Genomic DNA, 13,765 nt, shown 5'->3' on the forward strand with positions numbered 1-13,765 from the left:
TACCCAAATCTTGGTAAAATGGCAGTAAATATAACCCAAATTTGGGAGTAAAGGAACATACTATCATGAATAAAAAAGCAGTTTGTATTATTTCAGGGGGTATGGATAGTGCTTTGAGTGCCAAAATGGCACAAAAAGAGGGGTATGAGATCATTGCTTTACATTTTAATTATGGACAACGTACGCAAACCAAAGAATTGGAGTGCTTTCGGAAGATCGCTAAAGATATAGGTGCAAAAAAGTCTTATGAAGTTGACTTAGGTTTCTTTGAACAGATCGGTGCATCAGCTTTAACGGATATGAGTATAGATATCCCTACAGGAGGAGTTGAAGAGGGTGTCCCTGTTACCTATGTTCCTTTTAGAAATGGTATTTTTCTCTCTATAGCAGCTGCAGTAGCAGAAAAACATGCAGCAGAGGCGCTTTTCATAGGTGTAGTTGAAGAAGACAGCAGCGGATACCCTGACTGTAGAGAGAGTTACATTGAACAGATGCAAAAAGCGATCAATATGGGAACAAAAGAGGAAACTGATTTAGAAATAAAAATGCCTCTTGTAGCATTGAAGAAAAGTGAAATTGTACAGAGATCTTTGGATTTAGGTGTTCCACTAAAAGATACTTGGAGCTGTTATCAGGATGAAGTGAAAGCATGTGGTGTATGTGACAGTTGTAGATTGCGTTTACGTGGTTTTGAAAAAGCAGGAGTGAAAGACCCTATTGCATATCAATAGGGTTCATTATTTATGAACGCTGTTGAAAGCCGTTGGCGATAAATGTAAATTCATATTGATGTGTAGGATATTTTGCTAATCCTTCAGATATAAATTGACTTCTGGTTATCTGTCTATCCCATAAACGATACATCAGTGTCTTAAACCACTCTTTTTTTTCTGGTGTTTCTAAAGCCATTCTATTATATTTCGGATTGTCTCTCGTGCTTAGTGCAACTTCTTTCATGGTTTTATGAAAACGTTCTTCTTTTTGAGGTGTTGGTTTCTGATAACTTGTTGATGGGCTAAGTGAAGCACCAGAGTTAGTACACCCCGCAAAGATCAATCCTGCAAGTGCTACAATTAATAATTTTATTTTCATTTTATGCCTTTGTTTGCTAAGTATATTAAAATATTTGTTAATAAGTATATCAAAATGAATTAAAATACAATTTATTTATGTATGAATTTACCATTTTTTTTATCTTTTAATATTTTAGTATAGGAGCCAAACTTACCATGCATCGATATGTAGACACCATCATCTTTTAATGTTTGCAGGTATCCAAAAGCAGAAGCTAGATTTGCTGTAGCTTCTACAGGGTCTATGGAGTAGGGTACCATAGCTCCTGTAAGGACAATACGTTTATCTATATCAGCATCTGCTAAATATGCAGCAGTACTGTTCATAGTATCTGTTCCGTGTATCACGATAATATCATCATGTTTTGAATGATTAATGGTAGCTAAAAGTAGTAATCTGTCCGGATTGCTGATATCTAGGCTGTCTTTTCCAATAATGTTGATAGTCTCAAATTTGCAGAGCCATTTGGATGCTATTTCATCCAAAGCTTTAGATTTTTCATCTATGACAAGTTCTCCATTAAGTGGGTTATATACCTTGTTAAAGGTGCCCCCTGTGCTAATAATGAGTATTTTTCGCATTTATAACCTTGATTTGAATCATCGCCTAACCTTTGGGTTAAATTCAAATTTTCTACAAACACCCTAAATACAAGCATAAACACTGTTTTTATCATTTCTATTGCATAATTTTGGATAATTTGTCTTATATTCTATCTCAATCATGATAAAATAATGAAATTAATTCTTGGAGAGTAACAGTATGATAATGAAAGGCAAAAAAGGTGTCATTTTAGGCATCGCCAACAAAAAGTCTATTGCCTATGGTATAGCAAAAGCGTGTCAAGAGCAGGGGGCCGAGATGGCTATTACATTTCTCAACGAAAGATTTGAACAAAAATTAGCGCCTATCGCAGAAGATCTGGAGTGTGGAGCGAGACTCTACCCTTGTGATGTAAGTAATCCTGAAGAGATCAAAGCACTCAAGGTTTCTCTTGAAAAAGATATGGGTCAGATAGATTTTATCGTGCATTCTATTGCTTTTGCCCCTAAAGAGGGACTGAGTGGCCGTTTTGTAGATATTTCCAAAGAGGCATTTGATGTGGCGATGGATATTTCTGTTTATTCACTCATCGAGATCGTAAGAGAGTTGAAACCTATTCTTTCTACAAGCTCTTCTGTACTTACGCTTACTTACTATGGCGGTGTTAAATATATCCCTAATTATAACCTTATGGGTGTGGCGAAAGCAGCTCTGGAAATGACAACAAAATATCTTGCTGAAGATCTTGGAAGAGATGGTATCAGAGTCAACGCTATCTCTGCAGGTCCTATCAAAACACTCGCAGCTGCCGGTATAGGTGACTTTGCTTTTATGCTTAAATGGAACAAAGCTCATGCACCACTCAAAGAGAATGTAACCATCAACCAGGTGGGAAATTCAGGTATGTATCTGCTTTCAGACTTAAGTTCTGGAGTAACGGGTGAAGTACATTATGTAGATGCCGGATACAATATAATGGGTATGCCAGCTGTTGAGTTTGATGATGAGGGTAAACCGCATATTGCTTGGAACGGCGAATCTAAATAATTGATGCAAGAATATACTAAAGAGGACTCTGCTGAGTACTTGGCAAAAAAAGCTTTTTTCGATAAAGTGCTGACTATCTATGGTCGTAATGCCGTGATGGAAGCACTTGAAGATGAGGCTATTGTTATACATAAGCTGCATCTCTCCAAGTCAAACAAAGATGCTTCTGTGCTTGAACAGATGAAAAGCATCGCTAAAAAAAGAGATATAAAAGTAGTCTACCACGATAAGCAATCTCTCTCACGTATTTCTAAAAATGCCAAACAAGACCAGGGAGTGGCACTTGACATTGTTTTAGAGCATTTTGGAGATGAAAAGAGCTTTAAGGATTCCAATAAAAGTTATCGTATTATTGCACTTGATGGGGTAACCAATCCTCAGAACTTAGGGATGATCATTCGCTCTTGTGCTGCTGGAAATGTGGATGCTGTCTTGCTTCCTACAAAAGGAGCTGCACAGATATCACCACTTGTGATCAAAGCAAGTGCCGGTACACTCTTTAAAATGCCTATCATTAAAACAACAAATCTTAAAAAAACACTGGAATCATTTAAAAAAGAGGGTGCTAGCCTTTACACACTCTCTTCTCATGCTTCCCAAAGCTATAAAAAACAAGCCTATAGTGATAAAACCATCTTTGTACTGGGTAATGAGAGTGAAGGTGTTAGTAAGCCTGTAGAAGCTCTTTGTGATGAAAACATAGCCATACCTATGCAACGTGGTGTTGAGTCTCTAAATGTAGCGGTGACAGCTTCTCTACTGGCCTTTTTATAATATGCTATACTTCTTATACTATATAAGGAGTTACTATGGCAGAGCAAAATAAAGACCTTTTTTCTAAACTAGGTATAGATATTGATGATAATAAAATCAATATAGATATCAACCAAACCAAAGACTTTTTTAACACTTTAAAGCAAACATTTGAAACAGCTGCTCGAAATATTCAAAAGGATATCTCTGAGGGTAAAGTAGATATGTCTGAAAATGTGGGTATTAAGATAGATAAAGAAAATATCAATATTGATTTGGAAAAAACCAAAAATTTCATTGAAGATTTTGGTAAAAAGATAGAAAGTTTCATAAGTGAGATAGATAAAAGTGTGGATGAGATAGGGAAAAAGTAAAAATAGTTGAATATGTAATTCATATTGAATTAACACTTAAATACTATAATTTATTTTTAAATTATAAAAAGGATTTTATTCGTATGAAAAGAATGTTATTACTTCTATCTCTCACCGGTACTATATTGTTTGCGGGCAATGGAGCTGAACTTATCAAAGCAAACTGTGCCTCATGTCATATGTTGACTTCACCAACACCTGATATGATACCCACATTGAAAGCTCCAGCAATGGATGCGGTGATGTTTCATATTAAACTGGATATAAAGAAGAAAAAAGATATCAAAGATTTTATTGTCGATTATACGCAAGATCCGGCAGCAGCAAAATCAGTTTGTGAATCCAATAAAGTACAAAAGTTTGGAGTCATGCCATCACTTAAAGGTAAGGTATCAGAGCAAGACTTGGTAACGATCGCAGAGTATATGATCGATAATTATCCCGCAGAAAAGTTTGTTGGAATGATCAAAGAGATCCAGAGAAATGATAAAATAAGTGCATTAATAAACTCACCATTTCTTATCAACCAGTCAAGATTACCTCATATGACAAAGGTTCTTTTGCAAAATTGGGACAAGGCTTTACTGGGTTTAAGTGAAGCGCAGAAAGAGAAACTGCTTGTTGTGCGTAAAGAGACAATGAGTGCAGTGATGAAGGTCAAGAAACAAGTTAAGGTTTTAGAAGCAGAAATTATTGAAGCAATGGTAGATGGTGAAGAACCTAAGAGTGTATACGCTAAAGTAGATAATGTAGCTAAACTCAAAGCAGAAGCAACAAGAGCACATCTTAACTGTATCTCTGATACTATCAGTATTTTAACTGATGAACAACTTGAGTTTTTATTCCCATTCTGGGATATGTAACAGATTTAGAGGGGTTACCCTCTGATCTCTAAAAAGTTCTTGGTAGAGATATCATCCCAAGGCTTATTTATCTTCACGAAATCTTCATAACTCTTTAACACACGTTTAAAATCATCACTCTTAGCACTTTCATCTACTAGTACTTCATTCAGAGCAATTTTTGCTGCATCCATCATCTCTTTAGGGAATGTTTTTATCTGTACACTTTTTGGAAGTTCTTGCAGGGCTTTAGCATTTTTGTAGCGGAACTCTTGAAGCATAGTATTTGTCATCTCTTCACTGGCTGCGGTGATAATGGCTTGATGTTCAGCACTTAGTTTCTCCCATCTGGCTTTGTTGAAAGTAATTTCCAAGATGGAACCGGGTTCATGCCATCCTGTGTAGTAGTATGGTGCGGCTTTGGCAAAGCCCATCATGCTGTCGAGTGCCGGTCCTACCCATTCTGTAGCATCTATGGTTCCACGTTCAAGCGAAGTGTATATCTCTCCTGCAGGTAGCAGTACTGGGTTAACACCAAGCTTTTTCATCACTTCTCCACCAAGACCGGGAATACGCATCTTCAGACCTTTAAGGTCAGCCAGAGAGTTGATCTCTTTTTTGAACCAACCACCCATTTGAGGACCTGTAGTACCACCTATGAGAGGGTAGAGGTTGAACTTACCATAAAGCTCACGCCAAAGCTGATACCCACCACCAAACTTCATCCAAGTGATCATCTCTTCACTTGTAAGCCCAAGAGGCATCCCTCCGAAGATGGAAAAAGCAGGGTTCTTCCCTTTCCAGTAATAGACCCCAGAGTGGAAAGCATCTATCTGTGCTGCGGAAGTAGAGTCAAAGACTTGAAGAGCAGGGACTAGGATATTTTTTGCATAGACTTTTATCTCAAGGCTTCCTCCACTGAGTTCAAAACAACGTTTGGCAAAAGTATCAACTCCTGTTCCCATGATGGGAAAATGTGCAGGCCATGAAGTAGCAAGTTTTAGGGTGACTTTTTTACCTCTATTAATGTTGGCAGAGGTACCTTCAGCTATTTTTTCTTCAGCTCTATGGCATCCACTCAGTGCTAAGACTGTAGCCCCTATAGCTGTATTGGTTATAAAATCTCTTCTTTTCATCTTAAAATCGTCCTTGCATTAATTGATTAAATAGTAACATAACATACGTTGTAAAGGGGTAAATTTGATCTGTCATATTTGTAGTAAAGAGTGTTCTGGTTTCATAGATGAAAAAACGAGCATTGAGTATGGTTATTGTGAAACATGTGAGTATATTTTCAAGTCTCATGAACACCATCAGGACTTCTCTACACAAAAAGAGCGTTACAACCTTCATGAGAATGATGAAAATGATGAGGGCTATCAAGCCTACTTTCAACGTTTTTTAGATTTCACACTTCCTCTTGTGGGCAAACCAAATACCGCACTTGATTTTGGCTGTGGTAGAAGCTCTCTGCTGGCGTCGTTACTTGATAAAGAAGGTATTGACTGTGACTATTATGATCCCATCTATCATCCTGATATACTTAGTGATAGTAAAAAATATCAACTTATTGTATCTACAGAAGTATTCGAACATTTACATCAACCTAGAGAAGTATTTGAAAGTCTGTTGGAGCGATTGGTAGAGGGTGGGTATTTAGCCCTGCAAACACAGTTTCATCCTAATGATATAGAAGCATTTAAAAAGTGGTACTACCACCAAGACCCAACACATATTGTCTTTTTTACTGCTCAAACTTTTAGGGTTTTATGTGAGATATACGGATGTGAATTTGTGGGGGATAATGGGAAGAATATAGTGGTGATTAGGAAATACGTATAATATTCAATATTTGCAGTTTGCTGGATGTACAGGTTGAAAAATATTGTTAATTAATGTCCTGATCTTTAATTTTAAAAATTTTCATAATACTTTCTGTACTCTTGATACTCTTCCATAAATAGTTCATTTACAGTTTGAGTAATTTCATCAGAATATTCTATAAATGTTCCATTTGGGTGATCACTCTTCCAGTCATCAAACTCTAGTTTTTCGAAAACTGCAAGAAAAGCTACCCCTGCAATAGGAATAGCGGCAACAGTCCGTTGAATTTTTGCCTTAGAGCGTTGTTTCATCTTGATTTTTGCAATATCTTTTTTGTGTTTTAGTTTTAATTGTGCAATTGATCTTTTGTGTTTTGCTTTTAGGGTGAGTGTATTTTTCGTATGTTTTGCACTTACCAGAACTGCGGCTTGTTTTGCAGTCTCCTCCATTTTATCTATGACAAAGTTGAATGCAATAAATATGGAAAAGAAAACACTAGCAACTGTGAATAATAGTATTTTTGATCGGATAGGTTTAATGCTTATCATGATGCTCCTATTGCTACTCATTCCATCATCTCGATGAGAATATATATGCAAAATTATAGCATAGTGAAAATTTATTTGTTAATTTGATTTATGTATAGATTACCATCGGGGACGATGGGAACCAGAGAATACAGATTTCTAGAACAGTGTATTTAAGTGCTCCTCATAATGTTTAAAATCAGCTTCAATATTGGGATTTTTTAAGACATCATAACAGGCAAATGCAGGTAGGTGTTCCATGCCGACAAACTGTTGTGCTTTATGAAAATAAAAGAACACATCATCCACATCTTTACCTTCAAATATCTCTGATTCATTATTAAATGCACCACGTGGGGCATTCCATGTGGTAGAGAGCATGTACTTTTTACCCTGCATAAGCCCACCCGTTCCGTAGTTCTTTTCAGGTTCTGATCTTGTTCTTCCATCATCATCAAACATGATGCCGTATCCTGCCATATACACTTCATCAATGTATTTTTTAAACCCCCACGGAATGGAAAACCAATACACAGGTGTTTGAAAAATAATAAAATCGGCCCACATTAATTTTTCGACTTCTTTTTCGGGTTCATAAGCATCTTCCACGTGTGTGGTTTTCACTGAATACCCTTTTTGAGTGAGCACCTTTTTTGCTAATTCAATCAGGCTCTTGTTCAATTCCCCTTTGGAAATTTCCCAATACTGATGGCCGTTAATTAATAAAACGTTCTTTTTCATGATGATCTCCTTTGTGCTTTTAATAAAATGTTAAGTGGACTAACTATCTATTACGCATTCCCATCGTTTTAATGGGAATACATATGTATGATTATAACATAGTGGAAATTTATTTACTAATTTGATTTATGTATGGATCACCATTGGGGACGATGGGAACCAGAGAATCAATATCGCCTACTTATTTAAAGTACTGTTTGAAATCTTCTGAGGGTTCAGTGTTCGAATAGATATAGAGCATGATCCCGTTTGGGTCTAAAATCGCAAAACCCCTGTCTCCCCACGGGTGGTCTTCAAGGGGCATGACGGGCTCGTTCCCAAGTTGTGTCAGTCTCTCATACTCAAGGTCCACGTCGTCGACTTCGAAGTTGTACATCAAGCCGATGCCGTCGCATGTCGGCTGTCCGGGTTGCTGTGGTGCCATGAACTGTAATGTCGATGTGTTTTTACCAATTTCCATATTGATATACCACCCGCAATCAAAAGTGATTTTTGCATTGAAGTTTTTCATATAAAACTCTCTGCTTTCATCTACTTTGTCTGTAACGACGCATGAGGACAGGTTATTCGCTTTCATGTTTTTTCTCCTTTTGGATAACGACCAAGTCACCGGAAAAATAAAGCGTAGTGAGCAGCTTTATTTTGTTCGAGTGCAGCGTCTTATTATACATTGTTTGTTGGACTTCCAAAGCCGGAGTACATTACCCCTGATAATAAAGCCATTTCACGATGCCATGTTGCTAGATCATCTTTATTGAATTTATTTAAATCATCATGACCGCAAGCCCGAGCCATTACTTGCATCAACTCCACAGAAGCATCAAAAAAGTTATGCAACTGGACTGATGACTTTTGTATATTTAATCTCTGACGCAGATCAGCCTTCTGTGTAGCGATTCCTGTTGGGCAGTTATTCGTGTTGCATATTCTGGCTGCAACACAACCAATAGCCTGCATAGCACTATTTGAAATAGCAATGCCATCTGCACCTAATGCCAAGGCCTTAACAAAGTCAATTGGAACGCGTAAACCACCAGTAATAATCAGAGTTACACGACCACTTGCGCCTTGTTCATCAAGATAACGACGGGCTCGTGCTAGTGCTGGAATGGTCGGCACACTGATATGATCCCTGAACATTTGTGGCGCCGTACCCGTACCACCGCCACGGCCATCTAATATAATGTAATCAGCACTGGCATCTAGTGCAAATTGAATATCTTTTTCTATGTGGTTTGCACTGAGTTTAAAACCAATAGGGATACCACCTGTGATTTCTCTAATATGATCTGCAAAGTACTTAAAATCAGATGCAGTGGAAAGATTCTTGAATGTGGGTGGTGATATTGATGGTTGGCCTTCAGGTATCCCTCTGATTTGAGATACTTTACCTTTATTTTTGTAACCTGGTAAGTATCCGCCTGTACCCGTTTTTGCTCCTTGTCCACCTTTAAAATGAAAGGCCTGTACTTTTTTTAATAGCTCTTCTTTGTAGCCAAAGCCAGCACTGGCTAATTCATAAAAATACCGAGTATTTGCTTCTTGCTCTTCAGGTAGCATTCCACCTTCCCCAGAACATATGCCAGTGCCCGCTAGCTCTGCGCCCTTGGCTAAAGATATTTTTGCTTCTTCAGACAGCGCACCAAAACTCATATCAGATACAAATAAAGGGATTTTCAATTTCAAAGGCTTTTTAGCTTCTGGCCCAATAATGAATTCTGTACCAACACCTTGGTCTTCCATCAATGGTTTAGTTGCCATTTGAGCTGCCATAATTTGTAGATCATCCCAATGAGGTAGCTTATGGCGTGGAACCCCCATAGAAGTCATTGGACCGTGATGTCCTAATTTAGACAATCCTTCTCTCGCAAGCTGATGGATAAATGTTACTGTTGGTTCTTCAGGCGTAGCTGTGGCATTTGGCACATCTGTAGATTCTAGCTTTAATCCCGGGCCTTCCTTGCCAATATTTTCATCATTAAACTGTTTATGTGATCCGTCACAATAAGGCGCATTGCCCGTATGCTTGCATGCACATAAATAGGCTTCGCCGTCCTGATCTGCTGTAAATACTCTTGGTTTAAATACTGTTCCCGCATGTGAGCTATCACAAAATGGTTGTTTATTTGAACGACCACAAACACAAAAATAATATTCCTCATCCTTATTAAGAGTTACTCTCTTTGGTTTGTTGTCTGCGATGATAGGATTGCTCATATTTACCTTCTCTTAAAATGTTAACTATTTATTATAGGACATTCTATATCTATTAACTTGAAATCGTACTATTAAAGACAAAAAAATATGTACTTATATGTTCTATAAATATTACTTTTTGACACGATAGAGGAGTCAGTCATATTTGAAACAATATAATTTATGGCTTTATTTAAATAGGGTTGATTTTTCGGTACTCGTTCCCATCGTTTCGAATCGTGGACGATGGGAACCAGAGAAAAACGTTTGGTGAAACCAAACCTACGGAATTTAGAAGGGTATAAACTTTTTCTCGTTCCATCTCTCCTGAGATGGAATGCATATATCAATTAGATATTCAAAAATAAGTTTATATCCACTTCTAAGTGCTAGATTCAAATATACTAATCACCATAATATGGTGGACTTGTGTGGTTATAAGTTAAAATTGAAGTATGCATTACGCCTTAAAGAGACGTAACGAGAGAGAAGCTTTATTAAAAAAGTGAATACTCTTCTTTAATCGTATTCAAGATACTTTTATCTGCATTATAGATAAATGCATAGTTAAAGAGGGTATTTTTGAGTAATTCACGTACCTCTGCTTCGTCCTCAAACCAGTGAGGACGGTCGATTCCCGGTACTTTTGTTTTAGGTGGTGTAAGAACAATACCTTTAACCCACATGTTACTGCGTTTGATGTATTCTCTTGCTTCTACTATGTCTTTTATGTTGTCTGTGAATATAGCAACTTTATCACTTTTACTGGGTTTGGTACTTTTAAGTTCACCATCTATAAAAACAGGTATAAAATGTTTGGTATATTTGATGCGGTCAACAGAGAATGGAAGATCTTGTGTTTTACAAAAGTGAACTACACGTAAAAGGTATTCCAAATGGAAAGGGATGAGTTCTTTTTCCTGATAGACATATCCGTCAACTTTAAAGGTAGATTTAAAAAGGGTATCTGAGATAGGATACCCTTCTACTTCTCTGTCCAGCTTTTTTATGTCTGGTTTGATAAGTTGCATAAGTTCCTTATCTGCTCCGACAAAAAGACCGCTGTCTGAGTTAAGTATCTGTTCAAAAGCTTTACGCCAGTCATTTGCGATAAAAGAGATGTTACCTTTATGTAAAAGTATCATCTTAAGGAAGGTAAGTTCATGTTCAGAGAGTAGAAAAAACTTTGCCTCTTTTTTGATGATCACATAACGGATGAGCTTAAAAGCAGCCAGTTGTATGTCTGAGACTTTTATCCACGCGATCTCCTCATCTTTTCTTACGATACTGTCATCATCATACACAATGGCATAGGCACCGTTGGCTATGGCCTGGTCTATCTCTTCCTGGTTTGAAGAGAAGAAAAGGTCACCATGTTCTACTTTTGAGTAGTAGACCGTTGCAGACTCTATGGCTTGTACTTTCGGTATATTGCTGAGTGTACCCTCTGTGAGGTTTAAGATATCTTCTATTTTCATATTAGCCTCTTAACCTATGTTCGTTCCAGCCGTTTTAGGCTTTTCTGGACGGATCATACAAAGACCGTCACCATCTTTGGCGGCAAGTAACATACCTTCGCTCAGCATACCCATAAGTTTTGCCGGCTTAAGGTTGGCTACGACACAGACTTGTGTGTTCAGCATGTCATCTGCAGAGTACCACTCTTTAATGCCTGCAACCACTTGTCTAGGCTTGTCTTCACCTACATCCACTTGTAGTAAAAGAAGTTTCTTGCTCTTTGGTACCTCTTCAGCTTTTACAACGGTACCGACTTTAAGAGAAGTTTGGAAGAATTGGTCTATGCCTATAAGTGCTACACCTTCTTCTTTCTTCTCTTCTTTTTTACTTTCAGCTTTAGGTGCTGTTTTTTGATCTATAGGTTCCGCCTGCTCTAATAAGGGTTCTTCTATACGAGGGAAAAGAGGGTCTACTTTCTCTAATACAAATGTATCAAGCAGATTTGTATCTTTTATCATGCTGTTCCAAGAGCTATTGTCTATGGTGAAGTGCAATGCATTTGAGATCTTTGTGCATACAGCAGGCATCACAGGGTAAAGCATTATAGATACTTTTGCAAGTATCGCAGCGATGAGCCCATTAAGTGCCATTGCTTCTTCTTCTTTACCTTCTTTCATGAGTGTCCAAGGCTGATACATATCTATGGCTTTGTTGGCTACGGTGAGTGGTCTCCAAAGCTCTTCAAGATAACGGTGTATCTGCATCTCAAAGAGTAACGGTTCTAACTTTTCAAGCGATGCATGAACTTCGTCTAATTCAGCTTGGTAGTATTTGGTTACGTTCACAGAGTCTACGGTACCCTCAAAGTATTTCCCTGACATACCGATGAGACGGTTCAGCAGGTTACCAAGGTCATTACCAAGGTCAGAGTTGATACGGTCAATGAGTGCTTTTTGGCTAAAATCACCATCCCCTCCAAACGGTACTTCTCTAAGCATAAAGTAACGGAAGTTGTCTAGTCCATATGCATCTGCTACGGCTCTAGGGTCTACAACGTTACCTTTAGACTTAGACATCTTTTCTCCATCACGTGTCCACCAACCATGTGCAGCAATGTGCTTAGGAAGTGGCAAGTCAAGGCTCATTAAAAATGCCGGCCAGTAGATCGCATGGAAGCGTAAGATATCTTTACCTATGAGATGTACACGTGCAGGCCATTGATCCATTTCTTTATCATCTGTACCGTACCCTAGAGCAGTGACATAGTTCATCAGTGCATCTAACCATACATACATGACATGCTTAGGATCATTAAAATCTTCAGGAAGCTTCACACCCCAGTCAAAACTTGTTCTTGTAATGGAGAGGTCTGTCAATCCACCTTCTACAAAACGGATCACTTCATTTCTTTTGCTTTTTGGCAAAATAAAATCAGGATGATCTTCATAGTATTGAAGCAGTTTGTCTTGATAGTCTGAAAGTCTAAAGAAATAACTCTCTTCTTCTACAACGGTTGTGCTTTTCCCACATTCTGGACAAAATTCATCATCTACAAGCTGGATAGCCGGGAAAAAAGTTTCACATGAGATACAGTAGTGACCTTTATATGTATCTTTATAGATGTCACCTTTCTCATACATCGTTGAAAAGGCTTTTTGTACGCCTTTCATATGGTCTGCATCTGTAGTTCTAATGAATTTATCGTAAGAGATGTCAAAATCATCCCAGAGGTTTTTAAATGTTGCGGATATCTCATCTGCATAAGTTTGGGTTGTTTTCCCTCTGGATTTTGCAGCTTCTTCTATCTTCTGACCATGCTCGTCAGTACCGGTAAGAAAGAAAGTATCTAGTCCGGACATACGAGAGTAGCGAGCAAGAGTATCTGCGATGATGGTTGTGTACGCATGACCGATGTGTGCGATGTCGTTAACATAATAAATAGGGGTTGTGATGTAGGCTTTTTTGTGACAAGACATATTTGTAGTTCCTTAAACAAATGAGTTTTTGGTTTACTGTAGAGTAAATTTATAAAAGATATCTTAGCCAAAAGATGCTGTAGGAAGGGTTATTTTCCATGTTTTAGTCAAATACAATTTGACATACTGATTAATATTAATTTAAGTTAATTCATGTAATAATAAAAATTATGTAATTAGGCCAAACTCGTTGTGAAGCGAGGACGGAAAGCCACGGGTCTTATCTTTGAGATAGCCGGGTTACCATCAAAAAAGTTTTTTGATGTTGCATTCTTTCTTTCGAATGAACCTTTTTCATATATATATTTATTAATGTTATTGCCAAACCCGTTGTGAAGCGGAGACGGAAAGCCACGGGTCTCTTTTTAGAGATAGCCGGGTTGCCTAAACTATATTAATTGATTTTAATT

At 37.7% G+C, this 13,765-nt stretch carries 15 protein-coding genes and 2 riboswitches; of the genes, 6 read left to right on the forward strand and 9 right to left on the reverse strand.

Going from position 1 to position 13,765, the window contains the following annotated elements; genetic code table 11:
* Window positions 1-65 precede the first annotated feature (65 nt).
* Window positions 66-731, forward strand: a complete 666-nt coding sequence (gene queC, locus ACLHDG_RS06295) for a 7-cyano-7-deazaguanine synthase QueC (RefSeq protein WP_415408156.1) — start codon at window positions 66-68, stop codon at window positions 729-731.
* Between the two features lie 10 nt (window positions 732-741).
* Here the strand turns inward: queC and ACLHDG_RS06300 are convergent, their stop codons facing one another.
* On the reverse strand, window positions 742-1,092 hold the full coding sequence (locus tag ACLHDG_RS06300; RefSeq protein WP_415408157.1) for a hypothetical protein: 351 nt from the start codon (window positions 1,090-1,092) through the stop codon (window positions 742-744).
* A 71-nt stretch (window positions 1,093-1,163) separates the two neighbouring features.
* Complete coding sequence (locus ACLHDG_RS06305; RefSeq protein WP_415408158.1) at window positions 1,164-1,655, reverse strand: asparaginase domain-containing protein; 492 nt, start codon at window positions 1,653-1,655, stop codon at window positions 1,164-1,166.
* A gap of 181 nt (window positions 1,656-1,836) precedes the next feature.
* Between ACLHDG_RS06305 and fabI the strand changes: the two genes are divergently transcribed.
* The 4 genes from fabI (at window position 1,837) to ACLHDG_RS06325 (ending at window position 4,654) form a co-directional block, all read left to right on the forward strand.
* A complete protein-coding gene (gene fabI / locus ACLHDG_RS06310; protein ID WP_415408159.1) occupies window positions 1,837-2,664 on the forward strand; it encodes an enoyl-ACP reductase FabI in 828 nt (275 codons plus the stop codon).
* 3 nt (window positions 2,665-2,667) lie between these two features.
* Complete coding sequence (gene rlmB / locus ACLHDG_RS06315) at window positions 2,668-3,438, forward strand: 23S rRNA (guanosine(2251)-2'-O)-methyltransferase RlmB (protein ID WP_415408160.1); 771 nt, start codon at window positions 2,668-2,670, stop codon at window positions 3,436-3,438.
* Window positions 3,439-3,473: 35 nt separating this feature from the next.
* The gene (locus tag ACLHDG_RS06320) at window positions 3,474-3,791 is read left to right on the forward strand and encodes a hypothetical protein (RefSeq protein ID WP_415408161.1); all 318 of its coding nucleotides are present in this window, start codon (window positions 3,474-3,476) and stop codon (window positions 3,789-3,791) included.
* A gap of 83 nt (window positions 3,792-3,874) precedes the next feature.
* Window positions 3,875-4,654 carry a hypothetical protein gene (locus tag ACLHDG_RS06325; RefSeq protein WP_415408162.1) on the forward strand — a complete coding sequence of 260 codons (780 nt, stop codon included), beginning with the start codon at window positions 3,875-3,877 and terminating at the stop codon, window positions 4,652-4,654.
* A gap of 14 nt (window positions 4,655-4,668) precedes the next feature.
* On the opposite strand, the gene ACLHDG_RS06330 is transcribed toward ACLHDG_RS06325, so the two are convergent.
* Window positions 4,669-5,769: a TRAP transporter substrate-binding protein gene (locus tag ACLHDG_RS06330; RefSeq protein WP_415408163.1), complete on the reverse strand. Its 1,101-nt coding sequence runs from the start codon at window positions 5,767-5,769 to the stop codon at window positions 4,669-4,671.
* 64 nt (window positions 5,770-5,833) lie between these two features.
* Here ACLHDG_RS06330 and ACLHDG_RS06335 point away from each other — a divergent pair, with 64 nt between their 5' ends.
* Window positions 5,834-6,475, forward strand: coding sequence for a class I SAM-dependent methyltransferase (locus ACLHDG_RS06335; RefSeq protein ID WP_415408164.1), 642 nt, complete (start codon window positions 5,834-5,836; stop codon window positions 6,473-6,475).
* A gap of 71 nt (window positions 6,476-6,546) precedes the next feature.
* Here ACLHDG_RS06335 and ACLHDG_RS06340 read toward each other — a convergent pair whose 3' ends face one another.
* The 6 genes from ACLHDG_RS06340 to metG form a co-directional block, all read right to left on the reverse strand.
* A complete protein-coding gene (locus tag ACLHDG_RS06340) occupies window positions 6,547-7,005 on the reverse strand; it encodes a hypothetical protein (RefSeq protein WP_415408165.1) in 459 nt (152 codons plus the stop codon).
* Window positions 7,006-7,143: 138 nt separating this feature from the next.
* Window positions 7,144-7,725, reverse strand: coding sequence for an NAD(P)H-dependent oxidoreductase (locus tag ACLHDG_RS06345; protein WP_415408166.1), 582 nt, complete (start codon window positions 7,723-7,725; stop codon window positions 7,144-7,146).
* 181 nt (window positions 7,726-7,906) lie between these two features.
* Window positions 7,907-8,302 (reverse strand): VOC family protein, encoded by a 396-nt coding sequence (locus ACLHDG_RS06350; protein WP_415408167.1) that lies wholly within the window; start codon window positions 8,300-8,302, stop codon window positions 7,907-7,909.
* A gap of 86 nt (window positions 8,303-8,388) precedes the next feature.
* Window positions 8,389-9,942, reverse strand: coding sequence for a glutamate synthase-related protein (locus tag ACLHDG_RS06355; RefSeq protein WP_415408168.1), 1,554 nt, complete (start codon window positions 9,940-9,942; stop codon window positions 8,389-8,391).
* A 476-nt stretch (window positions 9,943-10,418) separates the two neighbouring features.
* Window positions 10,419-11,399 carry a hypothetical protein gene (locus ACLHDG_RS06360; RefSeq protein ID WP_415408169.1) on the reverse strand — a complete coding sequence of 327 codons (981 nt, stop codon included), beginning with the start codon at window positions 11,397-11,399 and terminating at the stop codon, window positions 10,419-10,421.
* Between the two features lie 9 nt (window positions 11,400-11,408).
* Window positions 11,409-13,355, reverse strand: a complete 1,947-nt coding sequence (gene metG / locus ACLHDG_RS06365) for a methionine--tRNA ligase (protein WP_415408170.1) — start codon at window positions 13,353-13,355, stop codon at window positions 11,409-11,411.
* 170 nt (window positions 13,356-13,525) lie between these two features.
* Window positions 13,526-13,603, forward strand: a riboswitch (cyclic di-GMP riboswitch).
* Window positions 13,604-13,665: 62 nt separating this feature from the next.
* Window positions 13,666-13,743, forward strand: a riboswitch (cyclic di-GMP riboswitch).
* Window positions 13,744-13,765 lie beyond the last annotated feature (22 nt).

The organism is Sulfurovum iocasae (assembly GCF_047716765.1).
Classification (GTDB): domain Bacteria; phylum Campylobacterota; class Campylobacteria; order Campylobacterales; family Sulfurovaceae; genus Sulfurovum.